The organism is Nostoc edaphicum CCNP1411, from assembly GCF_014023275.1.
In the GTDB taxonomy this organism is placed as follows: Bacteria; Cyanobacteriota; Cyanobacteriia; order Cyanobacteriales; family Nostocaceae; genus Nostoc; species Nostoc edaphicum_A.
In genome coordinates this window covers 6,449,875-6,471,796 of record NZ_CP054698.1, presented here as the reverse complement: position 1 = coordinate 6,471,796, position 21,922 = coordinate 6,449,875, and the positions used below count along the sequence as shown (strand labels likewise).

Sequence of the window (21,922 nt, the reverse complement as noted above, 5' to 3'; positions counted from 1 at the left end):
ACCCTAACCCTCCCCTTGCAAAGGGGAGGGAACTGGATTTCTTTTTCCCCCCTTTGCAAGGGGGGATTAAGGGGGGTAAACCCTAGGGTGGGGTTCCTTTACCTCACTCAACCGAGAACCGCTATATTCAGTTCTCAAAAATATATTTCAACATAAAAGGATTTTAACCAGTGGTAAGCATACAAGACATCAAAACTGCAACCGTTCAACCAGATTCTTTGGGCAGATTTGGAAAATTCGGCGGTAAATACGTCCCAGAAACCTTAATGCCTGCATTAAGTGAGTTAGAAGCAGCATTCCATCAATATCGCAACGAGCCGAGTTTCCAAGCAGAACTGCAAAACTTACTCCGTGACTATGTAGGACGACCCAGCCCATTATATTTTGCGGAACGCCTGACAACAAACTACGCTAGACCAGATGGCACTGGGCCACAAATTTATTTAAAGCGTGAAGATTTAAATCATACAGGCGCTCACAAAATTAATAATGCTTTAGCTCAGGTGTTGCTAGCTAAACGTATGGGCAAGCAACGGGTTATTGCAGAGACAGGTGCAGGACAACATGGCGTAGCGACTGCAACTGTATGTGCGCGGTTTGGTTTGAGATGTGTGATTTACATGGGTGTCCACGATATGGAACGCCAAGCCCTCAACGTGTTTCGGATGAAGTTGATGGGGGCAGAAGTTCATCCAGTAGAAGCGGGTACTGGCACTCTCAAAGATGCAACTTCCGAAGCAATTCGGGATTGGGTGACAAATGTGGAAACAACCCATTACATCTTGGGTTCTGTTGCCGGGCCTCATCCTTACCCGATGATTGTCCGTGACTTCCACGCGGTAATTGGTGTAGAAACTCGCGCTCAATCCCAGGAGAAATGGGGAGGATTACCAGATATTCTACTGGCTTGCGTGGGTGGAGGTTCTAATGCGATCGGCTTATTCAATGAATTTGTCCATGAATCTTCAGTGCGTCTAATTGGAGTTGAAGCGGCGGGTGAAGGTGTAGATACAGAAAAACACGCTGCTACCTTGACAAAAGGAAAAATAGGTGTATTGCATGGTGCAATGAGTTATTTACTGCAAGATGATGATGGTCAAGTCATCGAAGCCCATTCAATAAGTGCCGGATTGGATTATCCCGGCGTTGGCCCTGAGCATAGTTATTTAAAGGATCTTGGTCGCGCCGAATATTACAGCGTCACCGATAAACAGGCGTTAGATGCATTCCAAAGACTTTCGCAACTAGAAGGAATTATCCCAGCTTTGGAAACTGCTCATGCGATCGCATATCTCGAAACCCTTTGTCCTCAGTTAAAAGGCAATCCCCGCATCGTCATCAATTGCTCCGGTAGAGGCGACAAAGATGTGCAAACCGTCGCCAAAGTCCTTATTCCTTAATTTGTCATTTGTCCTTTGTCATTTGTCCTTCGTAAATCACCAATGACTAATGACTAATGACCAATGCCCCATGCCCCATGCCCCATGCCCAATAAAATATGATAGCTTTAACTCAAATTCCACCTGAAAACACCTACATCTCTTCTGAGTTTTACAACTGGCCAGCTTTATTGCAACAGTTGTTAAATCGGCAATCGTTGACGGTTTCCCAAGCTACAGATTTGATGCAAGGTTGGCTCACAGATGCCATTCCCCATGTCCTATCAGGAGCAATTTTAGCCGCAATCCAAGCCAAAGGTGTCTCCGCAGAAGAATTAGTGGGCATGGCCAGGGTCTTACAATCCCAATCCCCAGTACCCAGTACCCAGTCCCCAATCCCTCTAATTGACACTTGTGGAACTGGTGGAGATGGCGCTTCAACTTTTAACATTTCGACTGCTGTCGCCTTTGTCGCCGCCGCCGCCGGAGTAAAAGTTGCTAAACATGGCAATCGTTCGGCATCTAGCAAGACCGGTTCGGCTGATGTACTGGAAGCTTTGGGTATAAATCTCAACGCCACTCCTGAAAAAGTGCAAGCCGCAGTAGGTGAAGTTGGAATTACCTTTTTGTTTGCTCCAGGTTGGCATCCTGCACTCAAAGCGATCGCTACTTTGCGAAAAACTTTGAAAGTGCGGACTGTTTTTAACTTACTCGGCCCGCTAGTAAATCCCATGCGTCCGACAGGGCAAATTATTGGTGTCAACGATCCGCTTTTACTAGAGGAAATCGCTCAAGCTTTATCGCAATTAGGATGTCAACAAGCGATCGCACTTCACGGACGGGAACGTTTAGATGAAGCTGGTTTAGCAGATGTCACCGACTTAGCTGTACTCCAAGATAAAAAAGTCCGTTCTCTAACGCTGAATCCTCAAGAACTTGGTTTGAATTTTGCCCCCACTGCGGCGTTACGCGGTGGAGATGTCCAAGAAAATGCCGAAATTTTGAAGGCAGTTCTCCAAGGTAAAGGTACTCAAGCGCAGCAAGATGTAGTCGCTTTAAATACAGCCCTAGCGCTCCAAGTTGGTGAAGCCATTCATGGGGAAACGGATGTTTTAGCCGGTTGTATTAAAGGTATTGTCCTTGCGAAGGAAATCCTGCAAAGCGGCGCAGCTTGGACAAAACTAGAACAACTTGCGGAATTTTTGCGCTAATTGCCAAGGTAGAGGTGCAGCATTGCTCATTGGTGTCAACTTAAGCCAAAAATAGCGTACTGATTAGGTGTTGTTCACCCGCCAGGGAATATAATTCCCTGACTAATTGCTCAAGTCTACTGAAGTAGACTGAAAATTTTCGCGCTATGAAGTCCTCTTCAGAGAACTTTAACTATGAGACAGGGATTTACAATCCCTGGCGGACGTGAGGTTTCGCGTTAAGTTGACACCAATGAGCATTGCTGTGCCCCTACGAACGCATTGTATTACACCCAGGAACTATCAAGAACAACCATATACAAGGAAAAACAGATGATTATCATACTTAAAAGCGGTACACCTGTTGAGGAAATTACCCGCATTAGCCAAGAACTGAGTGACACTTGGAAAGTCACCGTAGAAAAAAGCGTTGGCACTCATAAAGTTGTCTTAGGGCTAATTGGTGATACCACTAGCATCGATAAGTTACAGGTTCAAGAATTCAGCCCTTGGATTGAGCAAGTATTGCGAGTACAACAACCTTTCAAGCGGGTAAGTCGAGAATTCCGACATGGAGAAGCCAGCGAAGTTGTTGTACCTACACCTAACGGTGATGTCTATTTCGGCGAACATCACCCTATCGTAGTGGTAGCCGGCCCTTGTTCCGTTGAAAATGAAGCGATGATTGTCGAAACCGCAAAGCGCGTCAAGGCAGCCGGAGCAAAGTTTCTCCGTGGCGGAGCCTATAAACCCCGCACTTCACCTTATGCCTTTCAAGGTTATGGTGAAAGCGCTTTAGATTTATTAGCAGCAGCGCGGGAAGCTACTGGTTTGGGTATCGTCACAGAATTGATGGATGCTGCCGATTTATCAGCAGTGGCGAGAACAGCTGACATAATCCAAATCGGAGCTAGGAATATGCATAACTTCTCGTTGCTCAAAAAGGTAGGCGCTCAAGATAAACCTGTGCTACTCAAGCGGGGGATGTCTGCGACAATTGACGAGTGGTTGATGGCAGCAGAATATATTTTGGCATCTGGAAACCCAAATGTAATTCTTTGTGAACGGGGAATCAGAACCTTTGATGGCAAATATGCCCGGAATACTTTAGATTTATCAGTGCTTCCGGTATTGCGATCGCTAACCCATTTACCGATTATGATTGATCCTAGTCATGGTACGGGTAGGTCTGAATATGTTCCATCAATGGCAATGGCTGCGATCGCAGCTGGTACAGATGCCTTAATGATTGAAGTTCACCCCAACCCAGCTAAGGCTTTATCCGATGGGCCTCAATCTCTCACCCCTGATAAATTTGACCGCTTAGTTCAAGAAATGTCAATTATAGGCAAAGTAGTTGATCGCTGGTCTACACCTACGTTTAATAGCATTAATGACAGCCGCATTCTCTTCACACCAGAACTATCAAAGTAGATAGAGTGTAATCTTGACCGATTTTTTGCAAACGGCTAAACCCGATCAACGGATTCTTTCGTCTAAAGAATCTGTTGATCGGGTTTTCATCAACTACCCCGCTCTGCTGATGCTGAGGGCGGGGTTTGTAATGAATTTTATTACTTAGGATGGTTTTGAGTTAAATCAAGTTGTATTTAAGATTACAGATAATGAAAAACTAGATTTGTGGGAAATTAATTTTCCTCTGCTATCAAGGAGTAATAATGGTTTTAAGTGAATATCAACGTGCTGTAGGCGTATTTACTCATCGTCGAGATGCAGAAGAGGCACTACATGAACTGAGAGATTCTGGCTTATTAATGGAGAAAGTATCTGTAGTTGTACAGAATGCAGACCGCAATCATGAGATTGCCAATGATGAAATAAAAGAGCGCACTGGTGATAAAGCTGACGAAGGCGCAACAGTAGGAGGGCTTTCAGGGGGCGCTGTTGGTGGGTTAACTGGTTTATTAGTAGGTCTTGGAACTTTAGCAATCCCTGGAGTTGGGCCAATAATGCTCGCTGGTGCAGCGGCAACTGCTTTAGTTACAACCCTTGTCGGGGCAAGTATTGGTACTGCTACTGGGACTTTTGCTGGTGCATTAGTTGGTTGGGGAATATCGGAAGAACAAGCTAAAGCATATAACGAGCGAGTAGAACATGGACACTATTTCATAATCGTGGATTGTACACCTGCTGAAATTCCTAAAGTAGAAGCAATTCTACAACGTTGGGGTATAGAAGAGTTTGGCATTTACGAGTATTTCAACAATGAGCAGAGAACTACAAATTATCTGACCACGACAACTTCTGCGCCTGCCCTTCCTAATAAAAGCGGAATTTTACCTAAATATGCTGTTGCTTACTTTAATAACTTAGGTAATGCTGAAGCGGCAATTAACGATATGTATGCCGCCGGTTTTCCAGCAAACCAGATTTCCTTAATTTGCAAAGACTTTTCTCAATTGATTGGGTCAACAGACGTTAATGTAAGTGAGCGTTTTGACGCTATGAGGCTCGGAATAGCAGATGAGTGGGCACGCTTTTACAACGAGCAAATTGAGCAAGGCAATTACATACTCATCGTTAGTGGCACAGACAATGAGCTTGAGCAGATTAGCTTGATTCTAGGCAGTTATGGGGTTCAAGAATGCCAAATTTATGACCCGATGTTAATTCGTTCTTGAAAACGATCACCAGAAAATTTAACAATTTTGTCAGAGCAAACAAAGGAACAGCAATACTTTCAAAATACTACAGTCTTGAGATGTATCTGTTACAGCTTATAATTCCGCATAAATCCAACTATTTCAAGCGTGTCAGAAGAGGAAAATATGCTTTATCAAGTAGAGTAATTAATAATATTCCGCCCGTTTTCCGGGCGAATATATGACTAAGCAATATACATTTTTTATCTTTATTCATAAATAAACTTAGGGGCTTTAAGTAATCGCACAGAATCATTTACACATGATTTTCCAGTCTGGATAAGGATTTCATGCCTTAATTTTGTGTAATTAATTTTGTTTAACTACTTAAATCCGTTTGGCAGAGGGCAAAAAATATATTTTCTTCCTCCTGCCTTCTGCCTTCTGCCTCCTGCCCTCTGCCTTTCTTCGTAATTAATAGCCCTCGATAATATAACCAGCAGATTGAACTATCTGTTTAATTGACTCTTCAGAAGCCGCAGCTTCTACAGTTACAGTTTTTGCATTAACGTCCACATCTATTTTGGCATCAGATTCCATAGTCTGAATAGATTTAGTTATATTCTTGGCACAGTCATCACCTTTAATATTTGTAACTTTTAATTTAATTGCCATTACTTAACCTCTTTACATCTTGGATTTATTTCTAATAAATATAATAACGGTTGAGATAGTGAGTACACATCTTACTATGGTGATGTTTTTATATCCAGCTACTTCTGCCCAACTTTCACAGCATATATATATCCAAAAAAGCAGCTATCTTATGGCAGATATTGAAACATTTTAGAAGAGTGAAATTTAGAGTCACTAGGATATCATCTAGATACTAGAAAACAGGGCATTTAACCCTGTTATTTAGTCACTATGCCTCCCCTCTCTACTCAGCTTCGTTGCTTTTAGGAAAGGGATTCACGTGATTTAATTGAAAATATTATAGAGTATCAGACTACCTATTTTTTTTGAGTTCGTGCATACTTCTCACGACCTTTGTTACTAAATTTCTGGGCGTAAATCTTACGCTTTCAGTCAATAGCTTATTTCTCATCCCAGGAACAACAACAATTTTATTTTTCATTAAGCCCCGATAACCAATATTCGCAACGGTTGCCGTATCCATCATTCTATTAACGTTAGCAATCTTGGAATCTTCCATTGCAGCAGTTTGTTGAAATTCTGATGCTGTTGGCCCCGGACAAAGAACAGTCACGCTGACACCTGTGCCCTCTAATTCATTAGCGATCGCTTCGGAAAATGATAAAACATAAGCTTTTGTAGCGAAATAAACCGCCATTAAAGGCCCTGGTTGAAAAGCAGCCGCTGAGGCAACGTTCAATATTTTTCCATAGTCTTGCTCGACCATATCTTTGAGGAATAACTTAGTTAAATGAGTCAAGCTGACCATATTGACCTGTAGCATTTTTAGTTCAAGATTGAGGTCTGTTTCACTAAATGCTCCGTAAGTACCAAAGCCAGCATTGTTAACCAGTACATCAATCTTGATCGATGCTTGCTGTAGTTCTGTGAAAATTTCTTCTGGCGATGTTGGTATAGATAAATCCTTAGTAAGAATTTTCACAAAAATGCCAAACTTTTGCGGGAATTCATTTATAATTTCGGTCAGCTTTTCTTCATTCTTATCGACTAACACAAGATTATAACTATGACGAGCAAAAATCTGGGTTAATTGATAGCCTATTCCACTAGCCGCCCCTGTAATTAGAGCAGTTTTTTTTTGCCGAATTTCAGATGTTTTATTCATGTTGCGAAAATTACTAACGTGATAATTAATTTAAGCTTCATAAATTTAGCTACAGCAATATATAATGTTTGCTGTAGCTATTTTTATGGGGACAATAAATGATGCTATCCACCTGAAATTGAGTATGCTTCGATTAAGCATATTAGGCGCAAATATAAAAATCTGTATCTATATAAACAAGAGCAAAAATATTTAATCTCATCATCAATGCCACAGCATAATTCTGTTACTATAACTGACGTGCAAGCAGCACAAGAGCGAATTTTGGGAATTGCCCACCGCACGCCTGTGCTGACTTCTACAATTGTTAACGATCGCACCAATAGCCAAGTATTCTTTAAATGCGAAAACTTTCAACGCACGGGGGCATTTAAATTTCGAGGTGCGTACAACGCCCTAGCCCAACTATCGGTAGCACAAAAGCAAACAGGTGTTCTCACCTATTTATCGGGAAATCATGCCCAAGCGATCGCCTTAGCTGGAAAAATCCTAAATATTCCCACCACCATTGTCATGCCTGATGATGCACCCGTTGTTAAACAAACTGCTACTCGTGGCTATGGTGCAGAGATAATTTTATACAATCGCCAAGAAACAAACCGAGAAGAATTAGCCCAAAATTTAGCAGATGAGCGCTCTTTGACACTCATTCCCCCTTACGATCATCCCCATGTAGTCGCAGGACAAGGGACAACTGCTTTAGAACTGATCCAAGAAGTTGGTGAGTTGGACTTATTATTAGTGTGTTGTGGTGGTGGTGGATTACTTTCAGGATGTGCGATCGCAACCAAAGCACTTTTACCCAATTGTAAAGTCATCGGAGTAGAACCAGCCCTTGCCGACGATGCTACCCGCTCCTTTCACACCAAAACCCTGCAAACAGTCAAGAATCCTAATACCATCGCCGATGGTGCGCGGACTCCTAGCCTTGGTCAAATTACTTTCCCCTTAGTGCTGCATTACGTTGATGATATGGTGACGGTATCTGAAAAAGCGATTCTTCGCACCATGTTTTTCTTATGGGAACGCCTGAAAATTGTCGTTGAACCCACTGGAGTCCTCGCCGCAGCAGCTTTACTCGAAGGTGTGGTGACAGCACCAGAGGCGAGAGTTGGTGTCATCATCAGCGGTGGAAATGTAGATTTGGCGCAAGTTGGTAAATTGTTTTCTGTGGGATTGGATTGAAAAGTTAAATTCCCAATTGACCGTATTAATATATTCAACGAGGAAGAGTATCATCTAAGCGAAGTTGAAGACGGGGCAAAAGCGGTGATTTTATTAATTGATTTAATCGATATTGCTGTTGAGTATAAGTGTCTTCAACTAGTTGACAGACAGTGAAAGTCGGTTGTTTAGGTTTACCAATAAATGCGACTCCACCCAATCCTCGATAATCTACAATCCAATATTCAGAAATGCCTAAAAGTGCATACTCTTCAACTTTGCGTGCATAGTCAGTTTCCCAGTTAGTACTAACAACTTCAACCACCAGTTTAATTGAGCGTCCCAGCGTAATTACAGGTTCTCGTTCCCAAAGGGGTTCACGGTCGAGAACGGTTTCATCAAGAACCACAACGTCAGGACGACGAGCTGTAGCTGCATCCGCGAAGGGGTAAATTAAACAAGTGCGAGGAATAACCCAGGGAAGTTGTTCTGCAACAAGGTGTATGCCAATTTGGGTTGCAACTTTCCCACTCACCGTTTCGTGGGGGCCAGTGGGTTCCATGTCAATTATTTCTCCGTCTGCTAATTCATATTGGGGGTTATCTTGATATTGGCAGAGAAAATCTTCTTTAGTGAGGGTTTTTTGGGAGATATATGTCATTGAGCTAATCTCCTGAAAGTATGTTGTTTTAATTTTAAAGTATCTAAGCACTGGGAAAGCGCCAGATCCACAGGACAATTCTTAAACTTGGCGATGTCTACGACGGGCTATTCCGCTTCGCACTTTTGGTGATGGGGTGGATGTGGGCGATCGCCTCCGCTTAGTGTTTGCATAATCGCCCTACAAGCTCTATTCTGTCAGACCATCAAGTTTAGCCAGTATTCTTAAGCCTTCTTCTGGGTTGCCAGTTGCAGCCATTGCTTTAAATCTTGTATGGGCATCAAATTCTGCTAGAGCTATGGTAGAAAGTTCTTCAATCAATTTATTGAGACTGATGCCTTTGGCTTGAGCCAGTTCTTTCAATCTATTATGCTTATCGTCTGGTAAACGAATAGTTAAAGTTGCCATTTTTGTTTAAGTCCTAATAATTTATTCAGGTTTTAATATTGATAAGTTAGGAAATAACAATTCAGCATTTTGAAAATCTTTGATATTGTGAATAGCAATCATTTGAGCATTTCCGGCAACTGCTAATTCAATTAAGTGATTATCAGCTTTGTCTTTTAAATTAGGTCGCCATAAATAATAGCACATTTGTTATGGGGACAATGTTCCCGACTGCGTAGTCTATTGAATTAATAAAGTACTAGAAGTGACATTTGTACTCCAAAATTTGTGTTGATAATAAATTAGCGATGTCTACGACGGGCTACGCCTACGCTGATTTACCACAAAAAATTGACTGAAAAACCATAAAAAGCAGGGTTTTTGCGAAGAATATTTCCACATGTTAATATTGTTTGTTTGGTTTAGGTACGGATATTCAGTATGGTTCCCATAAAGACTGTTCTCCAAGATTCAGAGCAAGTCACTCGGTTGTTTTCTCATCTCGAATTTGATGGAAAAAAACTCAATCACCAACCGGGTAGTGTCTTGGGAAGTACTGCATTGATTGCGGGAACTACCGTTGGGGCTGGGATTCTCGCCCTACCAGCCGTTACCCTGCCGTCTGGTATTGTGCCATCCACATCTGGACTAATTGCTGTTTGGCTCTACGCTTTAGTTTCAGGGTTACTGGTTGCAGAAGTTACTTTAAACATGATGCGAGCAGAAGGGCTTCCGAGTATAGGTTTTTTGGGAGTTGTTGAGAAAATCCTTGGTAAGCTGGGAGCGCGAATTGCAGGCAGTGCATATTTATTCATGCACTATGCTCTCTTGGTAGCATACGTCACCAAAGGTGGAGAGATTTTAGGAGCTGCGGCGGCAAAAGTCTGGGGTGTGCAGATATTGCCGACGTGGGTGGGAACAACGACTTTCACGCTCTTATTTGGTGGGATTATGTATCTTGGGCGAGAAAAGTTTATTGAGAAATTAAACAGCGCCTTTGTCGGAATTGTCATTGTTTCCTTCTTAGGACTATTATTTCTGGCAGGAGGGAACATTCAGAGTACTCAACTAGTATTTCAGGACTGGAGTGCCCTTGGTAGTGCCATTTCAGTAATGTCTGTGGCGCTATTTTTTCAAAACGTTGTGCCGCTGGTTGTGACGCAACTCGAAGGGGATGCTGGCAAAATTCGCCAGTCCATCTTTATTGGTTCTGTAATTCCTCTAATTATGTTCTTGGCGTGGAATGCCGTAATTTTAGGAAGCGTCAGTCCCGATATGCTATATAGCGCATCTGACGGTACAAGTGTTTTTGACCCACTGCAAATTCTCCGAGCAGGTGGGGCGGGGGAATGGTTAGGAGTGCTAGTATCCATTTTTTCAGAGTTTGCGATCGCAACATCATTTATTGGATTTGTGTATGGATTGCTAGATTTGTTCAAAGATATTTTTCTCCTTGCACAAGGTGGACTTTCTAGACGCTTCCCCCTCTATTCGCTGGTTCTTTTCCCTCCTATGACTCTCGGAACGCTTAATCCCAGCATCTTTTTTACTGCCTTAGATTACACTGGAACATTTAGTATCTCAGTTCTCGGTGGAATTATGCCGGCATTAATGAGTTGGAAGCAACGTCAAGAACAAGAAAACTTAGATAGCATAAATCAACCACTGGTTCCTGGTGGAAAGGTGACACTCATTGTCATGATTGGAGTAGCATTAGCCATGATGGGAAGACAAATTCTGTCAATTTACCATCAATAAAAATTTAATGTAATATAAAAGTATATATTTGTAGTATAAATATGCCAACCACAATTAAATGAGTGATTCTCGCCTCGTCAAAATCAGCAAATATCTCAGCAAATATCTACGACACACACCGGATGCAATTGGAATTAAACTTGCTCCCGGTGGTTGGGTTGCTGTTGATGAACTACTCAGTGCTTGTGCTAGAAACAAATTTCCACTCACCCGTCAGGAATTACAGGTGGTAGTTGAATTAAACGAGAAACAACGCTTTTCTTTTGATTCTACAGGTAATCTTATTCGTGCGAACCAAGGACATAGTGTAAAAGTCGATTTACAATTGGAACCTGTTGTTCCCCCAGATGAGCTTTATCACGGCACGGGACACAAATCTGTAGAGTCAATTCTGCAAACAGGACTTTGCAAAATGTCACGGCATCATGTCCATTTATCAAAGGATATAGAAACAGCACAGATTGTTGGTGCAAGACATGGAAAACCAGTGGTTTTTGCTGTAAATACTGCGGCAATGCATCAGGCGGGTTACATCTTCTATTGTTCTGCGAATGGTGTTTGGTTAGTGGATCATGTGCCACCTGAGTATCTACAAAAAATTGGAATTTGAATATAGTGGTTCTCGGACTGTTTAAGTACATTTTCAAAGCAACTAACTCTGTAAAATAAAGATTTGAGTGTACCTCAGTTGCTCAAGATATTGCCGATTTCCTGTATCTTTAAAAGTCTTTTGTGCGCTATAAGCAGAACAACCTTCATAAATCATCACCTGCCAAAAAGGTATTTGCATCAATTCTGGATTGGTTTTGCCAAAACGCGGATGTTTGCCAGAAAAATATTGCTCTGGTGATAATTCTGATAGGTAGAATTTGCTGTTGGCAATTCCGGTGAGCGATCGCCGCATATCATCGTTAATATCGCTCACATCTTCACCAGCCGCAATTTACCCATAGCGCTTGTACTCTTAATACTGTATTCTCTGATAGATTAGCGTCTGCAAAAACAGGGATTAGCAGTAATTCCATTTCGGTTTACATCTGAAAAAGAAACTTTGTAGATTTGTCTATAAAATTACAAACTCTCAAGAGTAAAAATACTATCAATCTTTTTGCCTACTCACCCAATGTAGGTTAAAAATCTCACCAAACAAACATTTTAGACCTATCCAAGACCCCAAGATGCCTTCTAAGCGAATCTTGTTTATCAGTAACGGCCACGGAGAGGACAACCACACCTCTCACGTTATTCAGACCTTGCGCCAATTGTGTCCTTCTATTGAGATGGCGGCAATGCCGATTGTGGGGGAAGGAAAAGCTTACCGCAGCTTGGACATTCCCATTATTGGGCCCACACAAACGATGCCCTCTGGGGGATTCTTTTACATGAAGCGCCTCTATTTGCTCAAAGATTTTCAATCGGGATTGATTGGGTTAACGTGGCGACAGTTACAAGCGGTGTTACAGTATGCTCCCAACTGCGATTTAATTATGGCTACTGGGGATTTTGTCTCCCAGACATTTGCTTACTTAACAAAGCGTCCTTTCGTTTCGTTTATCTCTTGTCTTTCTGCCATCTATGAAGGGCAATTGCGTATCAATCCGCTGCTGTGGCACGATCTGAATTCTTCTCGATGTCTGACAGTTTTTACCAGAGATTCCTATACGGCTTCTGATCTCCAGCGGCAAGGTATAGCTAAAGCTCAGTTTGGTGGTATTCCGGCTTTAGATCGCCTCGTCCCCGTTGGCAAAGACTTGTACCTGAAACCGGACGTTCCTGCGATCGCACTTTTACCAGGATCGCGGATGCCGGAAGCCGCACGAAATTTCTGTTTGCAGTTGCAACTGGTGGTAGAAATTGCCAAGGTGATGCCTGAGTCAGGATTCCAGTTTCGCGCCGCCTTGGTACCAAATTTGATGGAACAATTAGACGACATTGCTAAAAGTCAAGGTTGGCAACTGAATCAAGGCATACTCACCTATTCTCCTCCAGGAAGTTCTGCTGAGGAATCACCGCTTGTAGAAGTGAGATGTTACTCAGATGCCTTCAGTGATATCTTGTATTACTCTACCCTCGTCATTGGCATGGCAGGGTTGGCAGTGGATTTAGCTGTAGCGATCGGCAAACCGATCATCCAGATTCCCGGAGAAGGCCCGCAATTTACTTATCAATTTGCAGAAGCGCAAACGCGGCTGTTGGGTATTTCTGCCCAAACCATCGGCACTAAGCCAGCAACTCCTGAGATTCTCAAGCAAGCAGCGAAACGAGTAGTTGAAACTTTACAAGATTCAGACTACCTGGCTAAGTGCAAAGAAAATGGCCCTGAGCGATTTGGCCCACCCGGCGCATCTGAGAGAATTGCCCGCTTTCTACTAAACTCTCTAGGAGAAACTTGAGTAGAAATTTCGTCAGAATTCAGGAGTCAGCACGGTTGGTTGGGTAGCATGGTGTGGTAGGCTAACGCCGTAATGCACCTCAATTCTGAATTCTGAATTCTGAATTCTGACTCCTAACTCCTGACTCCTAACTCCTGAATTCTTACTTACCTATGAAAGTCCGCTCTAGTTACTGGCAACTGTTGCCTTATCTCTGGCCCCAATGGCCGCTGTTAATTCGGGGATTGGCTTGTATTCTAGGATTTGTGTTATTCACCCTAGCAGTGCCCTATTTAGCAGGTCAGGTCGCTTTTTATCTTGGCCAGGGAAATGTTAACCGGATTGCCTACTGGCTCGGACTAGCCACTGTGGTATTTTTGGTTCGAGGGCTTTGTCAATACGGGCAGAATGTCTTTATGATCGCTGCTGCCCTGAACATGGTTTTAAACTTGCGTAAGCGGGTTTATGCTCACCTGCACAAACTTGGATTAGATTACTTTGAAACCACACAGACAGGAGACTTGACTTATCGTCTGACAGAAGATATCGATCGCGTCGGCGAGATTGTAGACAAGTTATCCCATCAGTTTCTTTCCAATTTTTTGCAGTTAATTGCAATTCCCATTTACATGCTCTACCTGAATTGGCCGCTCACTCTTGCGGGTTTGATTTTGGCTCCTTTAATGGCTTGGTTGATCGGGCAATTTGGTCAGCGATTACTCGTACTATCTCGCCAGAGCCAAAATCAGGTTTCCAATTTGTCGGCAATGCTAACTGAAGTATTTAGCGGGATTCGCGTCGTTCAAGCTTTTGCAGCCCAAGAATATGAGGTGAAGCGATTCAATAAAGAAGCAGAAATCAATCGCCAAGCTAAGTATCGCGCTCTACAACTCAAATCTATTCAGTTTCCCGTTGTTGGTTTTTTGGAAGCAGTTAGTATTATGCTGCTGTTTTTATTGGGAGGATGGCAGATTTCTCAGAATCAGCTGACTGCTCAAGGGTTTATCAGTTTCTTGGCTGCTGTGGCTTTACTGATTCAGCCAATCGACCTGATGATTAGCAATTACAACGAGTACAAACAGACTGAAGCTTCTGTTGAACGCATCTTTGAACTGATGGCGAAGGAGCCTAGTATCAGCGAAAAATCAAATGCTCAGGCAATGCCAAGAGTTATGGGCAAGGTAGAGTATCGTCATGTCGATTTCGCCTACAATCCCGATCAGCCAGTTCTTAAGGATCTCTGCCTGAACGCTTCTCCTGGTGATGTCATTGCCTTGGTTGGTTCTTCTGGAGCAGGTAAATCGACGTTAATTAACCTTTTACTTCGCTTTTATGACCCTCAGAAAGGTCAAATTCTGGTTGATGATATTGATATCCGTGATGTCACACTTACCAGCTTGCGCCATCAAATTGGCATTGTTCCCCAAGATGTTACTCTTTTTTCGGGAACGATCGCTGAAAATATCGGTTACGGTCAGGAAAAATTAGATATATCAGCGATTCAAGAAGCAGCCAAGATTGCCAATGCTCACTCCTTTATCACCCAGTTTTCCCAGGGTTATCATACCTGGGTGGGAGAGCGGGGAGTTAACCTATCAGGAGGACAACGCCAAAGATTAGCGATCGCTAGAGCAGTTGCCAACGATCCTCGAATTCTCATCCTCGATGAAGCCACCTCTGCCCTCGATTCTGAATCAGAAGCACTAGTTCAAGAAGCACTAGAACGAGTGATGCAAAACCGTACCGTGTTTATTATCGCCCATCGCTTGAGCAGTGTTCGTCGGGCTGACTGCATTCTCGTAATCGAACAAGGACAGGTGGTTGAAGCTGGTACCCACTCCTCACTCCTGTCTCAGGAAGGACGGTATGCCCGTTTTTACGCCCAACAACTATACACTGATGAATGAGAAGGAGTCAGAATTCAGAATTCAGAATTCAGAATACCCCAGCCAGTGAAGTCAGGGGTAACAGTTACGGAAAGAATTTTTTCTTCTCCACGGTAGCGTAGCGTAAAGCCTTCTCTTTCAGAGACGCTAACGCGAACGGCATGGCTTCTCTACGAGACGCTGCGCGTAGCTTGCTTCTTCGTAGGAGTACGCTTAGAGGGAATTCTTCTTCGGTAAGTAGAGCTTTATCAAGTTAACATCCCAGCAACACAAGCGGTGATAAAACCCGCTAACAATCCGCCAATCATTGACCTTACACCCATGCGAGCTAAGTCATGCTGGCGATTTGGTGCAATCCCGGCAATGCCGCCAATGGTAATGCCAATTGAACCAATATTCGCAAAATTACATAAGGCATAAGTCGCAATAGTTACTGCACGTTGGGAGATTTTACCACTCTCAATTAGTGCCTTCAAATCTAAAAAAGCAATAAACTCATTCAAAATTGTCTTTGTACCTAATAATGCCCCAACTTGCCGACAATCAGCCCAAGGTACGCCCATTAGCCATGCCACGGGAGCCATAACAAAAGACAAAATCCACTGTAATGAGAGTTGCTGTAAGCCTACAAATGCTCCCAACCATCCCAAAAGTGCATTGAGAGCAGCCAATAATCCCAAAAAGGCGATAATCATCACCCCAACGTTAACTGCTAGCTTCACACCGTCAATTGCTCCAGTAGTAGCAGCATCAATCACATTTACATAATTCGTTTCTACATCTGCTTTTGCTTTACCAAGCGTCTCTGAAACTTCTGTTTCTGGGTAAAGTAATTTTGATACCACCAATGACATGGGAGCAGTCATAAAGAAAGCAGCAATCAGGTGTTCTGTTGGGATGCCAAAGGAAAGATATGCCCCTAGTACTCCACCGGCAATTGTGGCAAAACCACCAGTCATCACGGCATGGAGTTCTGATTGCGTCATATTGGCTACATAAGGCTTAACCATCAACACTGATTCTGTTGGGCCCAAAAAGATGTTACCTGCACAGGATAAAGATTCAGAACCCGATGTTTTCATCGTCTTCATCATTACCCACGCCATCACCTTTACCACCATCTGCAAAATGCCGTAGTAATACAAGACGCTGATGAAAGCAGAGAAAAAGATAATTGTCGGCAGCACTTGAAAAGCAAAGAAATGATCTTTAAAATTTTCTCCAAAGACAAATTTTGCACCGACATCAGAAAATGCTAAAAATTGGCTGACAACATCTCCCAAAGATTTAAACGCAGTCAAACCCCAAGGAGTTTTAAGAATCACTAGTGCAAATGCAAACTCCAATCCCAAACCCCATGCCACTATGCGCCAACGCACCGCACGACGATTAATAGAGAAGGCGTAGGATATACCGATAAAAACTAAGATTCCCAACGCAGAGATGGCGCGTTCCATGTTGACTCCTGGAAAGGTATTGCTAAGGCACTTAGTCACAGAGCATACACAAAATCTGCATTTTTTTGTGGTTTTGTAGCCAATTACTAGAGTTTTGATGCTGTAAATCAGAATTTAGCGATCGCCCGTCAAATTATTGTCGAAAAACATGGCGGCACTCTAGAGGTTAATTCTGTACAGGGAGAAGGTACAGAATTTGTGATTCAAATTCCGATTTAAAATTAACTCTCCGGGCGTGGGTAGCCAAAGCTGAGATGGCTACCAATGAGTGTGTAGAGGTCATTCGGGGCGTGTGCAGCACCCCCTGCACTTTAATTATACGTCTATTAAATCGGCGTATTGGTGAAATTGATTCATCTACTATTGAGCGAGTTCAAGGATTGTCTATTGAACAATTGGAGACGTTAGGAGAAGCTTTGTTAGAGGATGTTTGAAAAGTATTTCTCTGTAAATTTAGGCACTTTAGATCCCCCCTAACCCCCCTTAAAAAGGGAGGGAACCGGAGTAAAAGTCCCCCTTTTTAAGGGGGATTTAGGGGGATCTAAAACATTTGATACCGATAAGAGGACTTTTAAAACATCCTCTTAAACTTTTCAGCTAGTTCTGATTTAGAAGCTTGGTTAAACCAACAAACTGAATAAATCTAATCTGTAAAATTAAACAGATTTTCGAGACGCGATAAATCGCCGTCTCTACAAGTTTTTTGGTTTTATCTTCACTGTGTTGAATACTAACCAAAACTTTGAACTACGTACATATCATTTCCTGTATCGCCTACTAAAAGCAAGCTACTGTCATCACTTTCTAAATCTCGACTGCCAGCAATACCCTTTTGCAGAACTTTAATTATTCTTTGGGGAGTAAAAGATTCTAATTCCACAAACTTTCCAGATTCTAACCATGCTAATTCTTCAGCAGATAAACTTTGACGTATTTCTTCAGGCAATTGTTTAGCTGCTTGCGCCGACTCTGGAGAGGATTGAATGAACATTCCGCGTTTAGTAGCGATAATTTGACGTGGCGTTAGTCCGATATCAATAATCGTAATCTCGCTATTGAGAAACCAATTAGCGTTGGTTTTCAAATTATGAACTAAAGCAATTCCTCGTGGATTGCAATCATGTACTGCATAGACTTTCAAATCGGGATTGCGGCGCAGCATTTGCATTGTGGTGTCAAAAATGCTTTGGGGATATCCAGTAATGCTGAGGATTGCACAGTTATTTTCAAAGTGAAAATTGTTAGCAATTAATAGTTGAGCAATGCTAGCACTATCACAAACGACTAATCTATCAAAACTGTAAGCCGTTACATCAGGATTAACCGTGGCTGGTGTATTTTCCTGCTTTGGCGAAGGAAGAATTTTGAGAATTGAACCATTGATTTGCTGCCAGCGATCTAGCCAATCTTTAAGCTGAGATTGTGAAATTAAAAAGTCTTGTGTTAAAAATCCAATTCGCCCTAGCTGTCGAGTTCCTAAATATATAGACAGCATTCCTGTAACCACAACAATAACAAATAGTCCGAATGAGTTTGAGTTAAGACTTATTAAAATTCCTATAACAAGAATAATTGAACCGATTATTTGTAAATTTTTAGCATTTGATTTGCGACTTGTATTGTTGAGCTTACTTGATCTACTGCGATTAAAAAATATGCAAGCAAACACAAAATTTACTATCAATGGCCCAAAAATTGTAGATAATGTAAATATATTAAAAAAGATATATAAAAAGACCCAGCTAAATCTTGAAAATGACTTTGATCTGAGACGATTATCTAGAAAATAAAGCAGTTGCTTGGGTGTAAAAAATAAGGTGTTATTTGCAGAAATATCAGCGATCGCCTTTGCAAAAAAAGGGTCAGTAATCTTAATACTACTCATACTAGTCGGTTCAAAGGCAAAGGGATGATTGCATTTTATACACCGACCTTGGTTAGCTGTCCGGTCTTTGAGTTTATTGTCAGTTCCGCAGTTAATACATTTCATAATTGTTGTTGGATGTTAGTTATTAATTGTTAGTCAATACGGTTGAGATCGGGCTTTATCCCCCCTAACCCCCCTTAAAAAGGGGGGAACTATCAAGCATCTGATTTGTTAGTAAAACACTGTAGTCTTCCCGCTGACGAATCAAGCGGTGTGTGCCATTTTCTAGCAAGACTTCCGCGGGTTTGGGGCGGTGTAAAAAGTGAGACGACATGGCATAACCGTAAGCACCGACATCTAGAATGGCAACGAGATCACCAATTTCTAAGGCTGGGAGTTGGCAATTTTTCCCTAGATAATCTCGTGAATAGGTGGTGTTACCACAAATATCAGTTGTGAATAGGGAGTGGGGATTCTCTGCTTGCTTCCAGGTGACAATTTCTCGGTAGCCGCCGTGTACTGATGGGACTGAAAGATTAGCAACAGTGGTATCAACTCCAACAATCTGCTTTTCTCCTTGGCATTTCACAGAAACAACTTGAGCAAGCAAAGTTGCACATCCTGCGATCGCACTTCGTCCCGGTTCAATCACTAAATCAATTTCCCGCCCTAAACGAGTAATTCTTTCGGTTAACTCAGCCCCAAAAATTTCCCAGTCAAAGGCTGCTTTGTTGTGATGATATGGGTAGCCAAAGCCGCCACCAAAATCTAGATATTCCCAGTCTGGTAACTGTTGGGCTGTGGCGATGACTGTATCAATGACCTGGGTGAATGCAACTGTAGCGTTAGTTCCCGTCCCTCGATAGAAGTGTAAACCACTCAGCTTTAATCCAAACTCAGCAGTTAAAGCGATCGCATCTCCAAATTCTTCTGGACGTACACCAATGCGGCTATCTCCGGTAATTTCCGGCAAATTAAGGCGTAAACCAAGGCGAATAGATTTCTCTCTATGTTTGGATAAAACTTCGCAGCACAACTGCAACTGAGCGAGGCTATCCAGATTGAGAGTTGTAACTCCCCAATTCAGGACTTGTAGCATCTCAGCTTGATTCAAATTACTACCGCTATAAACAATCTCACTAGGATCAAAACCAGCTTGCAATCCCAGATAAATATCTCCTGGGGTATTGGCGTGAAGTCCCCACCCAAAAGAGCGAAAAATTTTTAACAGCGCAATGTTGCCATTAGTAACACTAGCAAAACGAAATTGCGTGCGGGAATAACTGACTGCTTTGGTAATCCGCTCAATAGTTTCGCCCAAGCGATCGCCATTATAAACATAAAGTGGAGAACCATAAATACTCAGCAACTCCTGGGCAAGCCCCTTAGAGAATGGGGGATTAAGACGATTTTGAGTTAAATTATTTGATACCATTTACCGAGAATCCTGATACAGCAAATTACGAATTATCTTGTAATTTCTCCACAGCCCACGATGTAACCAAAAAGGATGATCCCAAGACTGTTTACTTAGTTCTTCATTTAAAACGTGCGATCGCCAAAGTTGCCACATAATTAGTAACCAGAGTGTTTCACCAATTCGACGCCCTTGAATAGCTGCTCCTAGTTTGCCTTCAACGATTTGGGCCGCAATGTGAGGATAAAAGTGATTGTTAGTGCGAAGTACTTCTGGATTGAGCCAGATGCCCAGTTGATGCCAAAAATCATTTAAACACCAAGAAGTTAAGGGAACCCCCATACCCCGCTTTTGTCGCCAGACAATTTCCGGTGGGAGCCAATTTTCTACAGCCCGTTTGAGGATATATTTTTCACAAGCTCCTTGTAAACAGAGTTCTCCAGGTAGGCGGAATGTCCACTCAGCTAAAGGTAAGTCACAAAAAGGCGATCGCACCCACAACCCATGAGCAAACCCCAATGCAGTGGCACGGGGATGGATATTCTGCGCTCCTTTGAGCATCAAACTAGCACGGCGGAGGCGATGTAGCAAAGATGGACACTCATTGCGATCGAGAGCCGCCAACAGCCAATCTTCGGGATGCAAATTTTGGATCTGTGCATAGACTTCTGGCTGATAAACTTGAGATTCGTATCCCCCAAGACGGTGAAAGGTGCGGAGATATTGCTGGATAAAAGTTTCCTCTCCGGCGGGATTTTCTGCCTGATAAACACCTGCGGCTATTAAAGGTTTGTTCGTCCAACCAGCAAATAATTGATCTCCACCTTCACCATTAAAAATTACCTGAGTTTCCTGACTCGCCCTCTGACATAGGAGATACAACGGCACACACACACCATCTCCAAAAGGTAAATCTAATGCTTTTACAGTAGGAATTAGGGCATTCTTAATTGAACTTGGGGTTACTGCAACTTTAATCAGCGGAATTTTGAGAAACTGGGCGACTTGTTCAGCGTATGGATATTCTGGAATCCCTGCATCACCAAAATCTAAAGTATAGGCGCGGACTTTCACTCCTGCTTGTACCAGCAGCGCCGCCACCACTGATGAATCGAGTCCGCCAGAGAGAAACACCCCAACAGGTTCATCCTTTAAATCGGCAATCTGTCGCTCAATTGAGTCTTTAAGAAGAGTTTGCAATTCGGTAATTGCGGTAGCTTCATCTGTTAACTGTTGTGGTGCTTCTCGCCACGAGTGGATGTTTTTAGATTCAGGTGTTTGCAGAATACCTGATTGGCGATCGCTCTGCCAAACTAATTCAGTTCCCGCCGTCACTGCAAACACTCCATTAACAGGAGTTAAGGGTGTGGGAACGTAGGAAAAACAGCTATAGCCATATAACCCCGGAATGCTAACTTCTGAATGTTGCAAAATCGGCAAGAGTAATTGCAGTTGGGATGCAAACCAGATTACTTGTCCTTGCTGAGTCCAATACAAAGGCACTTTACCGAAAGGTTCTCTTCCCAAAATTAGGCAGTTGTTTTCCTGGAGACTTACCCAAGCATCGGGTGAACTGGATAATCCTGATGCGGAGATAGCAGCGATTTGATTTTTAGAACTTACAGAGAAGAGATCCCCCAACCCCCTTAAAAAGGGGGCTTTCAAGGTTCCCCCCTTTTTAAGGGGGGCTAGGGGGGATCTAGATTTCAGGTATTCAGCGTGTAAGTCCTGGTTTTGTTGCTTTCCATCGATGCCTATATAAACAACATTCCAGATTTTCTGACCTAACCCCCTAACCCCCTTCCCTGCAAGGGAAGGGGGAAAAGTCAAAGCCTCTCCCCTTGTAGGGGAGAGGTTTGGAGAGAGGTTTTCCACAACACTAGTTAAAAGTGCTTCCAACTCGTATTGAGCGCCGTAACCCCAATAGCCAAGAAAGTGATGCGGGATGTTGCCCATCTG

19 protein-coding genes and 2 pseudogenes are annotated in these 21,922 nt (G+C 42.7%); 11 read left to right on the top strand and 10 right to left on the bottom strand.

Annotation, left to right across the window (positions count from 1 at the left end):
* Nucleotides 1-170: 170 nt before the first annotated feature.
* The 4 genes from trpB to HUN01_RS30025 all read left to right on the top strand — a co-directional run bounded on the left by trpB (nucleotide 171) and on the right by HUN01_RS30025 (nucleotide 5,211).
* Nucleotides 171-1,400 carry a tryptophan synthase subunit beta gene (gene trpB, locus HUN01_RS30040; protein ID WP_181929231.1) on the top strand — a complete coding sequence of 410 codons (1,230 nt, stop codon included), beginning with the start codon at nucleotides 171-173 and terminating at the stop codon, nucleotides 1,398-1,400.
* Between the two features lie 98 nt (nucleotides 1,401-1,498).
* The gene (trpD, locus tag HUN01_RS30035; RefSeq protein ID WP_181929230.1) at nucleotides 1,499-2,590 is read left to right on the top strand and encodes an anthranilate phosphoribosyltransferase; all 1,092 of its coding nucleotides are present in this window, start codon (nucleotides 1,499-1,501) and stop codon (nucleotides 2,588-2,590) included.
* Nucleotides 2,591-2,902: 312 nt separating this feature from the next.
* Entirely contained in the window at nucleotides 2,903-4,003 is a 1,101-nt protein-coding gene (gene aroF, locus HUN01_RS30030; protein ID WP_181929229.1) for a 3-deoxy-7-phosphoheptulonate synthase, read from the top strand.
* Between the two features lie 245 nt (nucleotides 4,004-4,248).
* Complete coding sequence (locus HUN01_RS30025; RefSeq protein ID WP_181929228.1) at nucleotides 4,249-5,211, top strand: hypothetical protein; 963 nt, start codon at nucleotides 4,249-4,251, stop codon at nucleotides 5,209-5,211.
* A 435-nt stretch (nucleotides 5,212-5,646) separates the two neighbouring features.
* Here HUN01_RS30025 and HUN01_RS30020 read toward each other — a convergent pair whose 3' ends face one another.
* Both HUN01_RS30020 and HUN01_RS30015 read right to left on the bottom strand, forming a co-directional pair.
* Nucleotides 5,647-5,847, bottom strand: coding sequence for a heavy-metal-associated domain-containing protein (locus HUN01_RS30020; protein WP_181929227.1), 201 nt, complete (start codon nucleotides 5,845-5,847; stop codon nucleotides 5,647-5,649).
* A 334-nt stretch (nucleotides 5,848-6,181) separates the two neighbouring features.
* The gene (locus tag HUN01_RS30015; protein ID WP_181929226.1) at nucleotides 6,182-6,994 is read right to left on the bottom strand and encodes an SDR family NAD(P)-dependent oxidoreductase; all 813 of its coding nucleotides are present in this window, start codon (nucleotides 6,992-6,994) and stop codon (nucleotides 6,182-6,184) included.
* Nucleotides 6,995-7,201: 207 nt separating this feature from the next.
* Here HUN01_RS30015 and HUN01_RS30010 point away from each other — a divergent pair, with 207 nt between their 5' ends.
* Nucleotides 7,202-8,179, top strand: coding sequence for a threo-3-hydroxy-L-aspartate ammonia-lyase (locus HUN01_RS30010; protein ID WP_181929225.1), 978 nt, complete (start codon nucleotides 7,202-7,204; stop codon nucleotides 8,177-8,179).
* A gap of 34 nt (nucleotides 8,180-8,213) precedes the next feature.
* On the opposite strand, the gene HUN01_RS30005 is transcribed toward HUN01_RS30010, so the two are convergent.
* From HUN01_RS30005 to HUN01_RS29995, 3 genes are all read right to left on the bottom strand, one after another.
* Nucleotides 8,214-8,819, bottom strand: coding sequence for a Uma2 family endonuclease (locus HUN01_RS30005; RefSeq protein ID WP_181929224.1), 606 nt, complete (start codon nucleotides 8,817-8,819; stop codon nucleotides 8,214-8,216).
* Nucleotides 8,820-9,008: 189 nt separating this feature from the next.
* A complete protein-coding gene (locus tag HUN01_RS30000; protein WP_181929223.1) occupies nucleotides 9,009-9,227 on the bottom strand; it encodes a toxin-antitoxin system HicB family antitoxin in 219 nt (72 codons plus the stop codon).
* A gap of 21 nt (nucleotides 9,228-9,248) precedes the next feature.
* Nucleotides 9,249-9,413: a PIN domain-containing protein gene (locus HUN01_RS29995; RefSeq protein WP_238845734.1), complete on the bottom strand. Its 165-nt coding sequence runs from the start codon at nucleotides 9,411-9,413 to the stop codon at nucleotides 9,249-9,251.
* 234 nt (nucleotides 9,414-9,647) lie between these two features.
* On the opposite strand from HUN01_RS29995, the gene HUN01_RS29990 reads away from it, so the two are divergent.
* Both HUN01_RS29990 and HUN01_RS29985 read left to right on the top strand, forming a co-directional pair.
* The gene (locus HUN01_RS29990; RefSeq protein ID WP_181929222.1) at nucleotides 9,648-10,964 is read left to right on the top strand and encodes an amino acid permease; all 1,317 of its coding nucleotides are present in this window, start codon (nucleotides 9,648-9,650) and stop codon (nucleotides 10,962-10,964) included.
* 58 nt (nucleotides 10,965-11,022) lie between these two features.
* Nucleotides 11,023-11,574: an RNA 2'-phosphotransferase gene (locus HUN01_RS29985; RefSeq protein WP_181929221.1), complete on the top strand. Its 552-nt coding sequence runs from the start codon at nucleotides 11,023-11,025 to the stop codon at nucleotides 11,572-11,574.
* A gap of 42 nt (nucleotides 11,575-11,616) precedes the next feature.
* On the opposite strand, the gene HUN01_RS29980 is transcribed toward HUN01_RS29985, so the two are convergent.
* The gene (locus tag HUN01_RS29980) at nucleotides 11,617-11,889 is read right to left on the bottom strand and encodes a hypothetical protein (protein WP_238845732.1); all 273 of its coding nucleotides are present in this window, start codon (nucleotides 11,887-11,889) and stop codon (nucleotides 11,617-11,619) included.
* A 253-nt stretch (nucleotides 11,890-12,142) separates the two neighbouring features.
* On the opposite strand from HUN01_RS29980, the gene HUN01_RS29975 reads away from it, so the two are divergent.
* Nucleotides 12,143-13,357: a lipid-A-disaccharide synthase-related protein gene (locus HUN01_RS29975; RefSeq protein ID WP_181929220.1), complete on the top strand. Its 1,215-nt coding sequence runs from the start codon at nucleotides 12,143-12,145 to the stop codon at nucleotides 13,355-13,357.
* Between the two features lie 152 nt (nucleotides 13,358-13,509).
* Entirely contained in the window at nucleotides 13,510-15,243 is a 1,734-nt protein-coding gene (locus HUN01_RS29970; protein ID WP_181929219.1) for an ABC transporter ATP-binding protein, read from the top strand.
* A 227-nt stretch (nucleotides 15,244-15,470) separates the two neighbouring features.
* Here the strand turns inward: HUN01_RS29970 and HUN01_RS29965 are convergent, their stop codons facing one another.
* On the bottom strand, nucleotides 15,471-16,679 hold the full coding sequence (locus tag HUN01_RS29965; protein ID WP_181932872.1) for a NupC/NupG family nucleoside CNT transporter: 1,209 nt from the start codon (nucleotides 16,677-16,679) through the stop codon (nucleotides 15,471-15,473).
* Nucleotides 16,680-16,793: 114 nt separating this feature from the next.
* Here HUN01_RS29965 and HUN01_RS36445 point away from each other — a divergent pair.
* Nucleotides 16,794-16,898: pseudogene (locus HUN01_RS36445) on the top strand (ATP-binding protein); the annotation flags it as partial.
* Nucleotides 16,899-16,990: 92 nt separating this feature from the next.
* Nucleotides 16,991-17,113: pseudogene (locus HUN01_RS29960) on the top strand (DUF4351 domain-containing protein); the annotation flags it as partial.
* Between the two features lie 296 nt (nucleotides 17,114-17,409).
* On the opposite strand, the gene HUN01_RS29955 reads toward HUN01_RS29960, so the two are convergent.
* The 3 genes from HUN01_RS29955 to HUN01_RS29945 all read right to left on the bottom strand — a co-directional run bounded on the left by HUN01_RS29955 (nucleotide 17,410) and on the right by HUN01_RS29945 (nucleotide 21,919).
* Nucleotides 17,410-18,669: a toprim domain-containing protein gene (locus HUN01_RS29955; RefSeq protein WP_181929217.1), complete on the bottom strand. Its 1,260-nt coding sequence runs from the start codon at nucleotides 18,667-18,669 to the stop codon at nucleotides 17,410-17,412.
* A gap of 64 nt (nucleotides 18,670-18,733) precedes the next feature.
* Nucleotides 18,734-19,981, bottom strand: coding sequence for a diaminopimelate decarboxylase family protein (locus HUN01_RS29950; protein ID WP_181929216.1), 1,248 nt, complete (start codon nucleotides 19,979-19,981; stop codon nucleotides 18,734-18,736).
* Nucleotides 19,982-21,919: an asparagine synthetase B family protein gene (locus HUN01_RS29945; RefSeq protein ID WP_238845725.1), complete on the bottom strand. Its 1,938-nt coding sequence runs from the start codon at nucleotides 21,917-21,919 to the stop codon at nucleotides 19,982-19,984.
* Nucleotides 21,920-21,922: the final 3 nt, after the last annotated feature.

Bases quoted from the DNA above. Each gene is read 5' to 3' on its own strand.
- trpD (WP_181929230.1), top strand. From the start codon at position 1,499: ATGATAGCTTTAACTCAAATTCCACCTGAAAACACCTACATCTCTTCT.
- aroF (WP_181929229.1), top strand. From the start codon at position 2,903: ATGATTATCATACTTAAAAGCGGTACACCTGTTGAGGAAATTACCCGC.
- HUN01_RS30025 (WP_181929228.1), top strand. From the start codon at position 4,249: ATGGTTTTAAGTGAATATCAACGTGCTGTAGGCGTATTTACTCATCGT.
- HUN01_RS30020 (WP_181929227.1), bottom strand. From the start codon at position 5,847: ATGGCAATTAAATTAAAAGTTACAAATATTAAAGGTGATGACTGTGCC.
- HUN01_RS30015 (WP_181929226.1), bottom strand. From the start codon at position 6,994: ATGAATAAAACATCTGAAATTCGGCAAAAAAAAACTGCTCTAATTACA.
- HUN01_RS30010 (WP_181929225.1), top strand. From the start codon at position 7,202: ATGCCACAGCATAATTCTGTTACTATAACTGACGTGCAAGCAGCACAA.
- HUN01_RS30005 (WP_181929224.1), bottom strand. From the start codon at position 8,819: ATGACATATATCTCCCAAAAAACCCTCACTAAAGAAGATTTTCTCTGC.
- HUN01_RS30000 (WP_181929223.1), bottom strand. From the start codon at position 9,227: ATGGCAACTTTAACTATTCGTTTACCAGACGATAAGCATAATAGATTG.
- HUN01_RS29995 (WP_238845734.1), bottom strand. From the start codon at position 9,413: ATGTGCTATTATTTATGGCGACCTAATTTAAAAGACAAAGCTGATAAT.
- HUN01_RS29990 (WP_181929222.1), top strand. From the start codon at position 9,648: ATGGTTCCCATAAAGACTGTTCTCCAAGATTCAGAGCAAGTCACTCGG.
- HUN01_RS29985 (WP_181929221.1), top strand. From the start codon at position 11,023: ATGAGTGATTCTCGCCTCGTCAAAATCAGCAAATATCTCAGCAAATAT.
- HUN01_RS29975 (WP_181929220.1), top strand. From the start codon at position 12,143: ATGCCTTCTAAGCGAATCTTGTTTATCAGTAACGGCCACGGAGAGGAC.
- HUN01_RS29970 (WP_181929219.1), top strand. From the start codon at position 13,510: ATGAAAGTCCGCTCTAGTTACTGGCAACTGTTGCCTTATCTCTGGCCC.
- HUN01_RS29965 (WP_181932872.1), bottom strand. From the start codon at position 16,679: ATGGAACGCGCCATCTCTGCGTTGGGAATCTTAGTTTTTATCGGTATA.
- HUN01_RS29955 (WP_181929217.1), bottom strand. From the start codon at position 18,669: ATGAAATGTATTAACTGCGGAACTGACAATAAACTCAAAGACCGGACA.
- HUN01_RS29950 (WP_181929216.1), bottom strand. From the start codon at position 19,981: ATGGTATCAAATAATTTAACTCAAAATCGTCTTAATCCCCCATTCTCT.
- HUN01_RS29945 (WP_238845725.1), bottom strand. From the start codon at position 21,919: ATGGGCAACATCCCGCATCACTTTCTTGGCTATTGGGGTTACGGCGCT.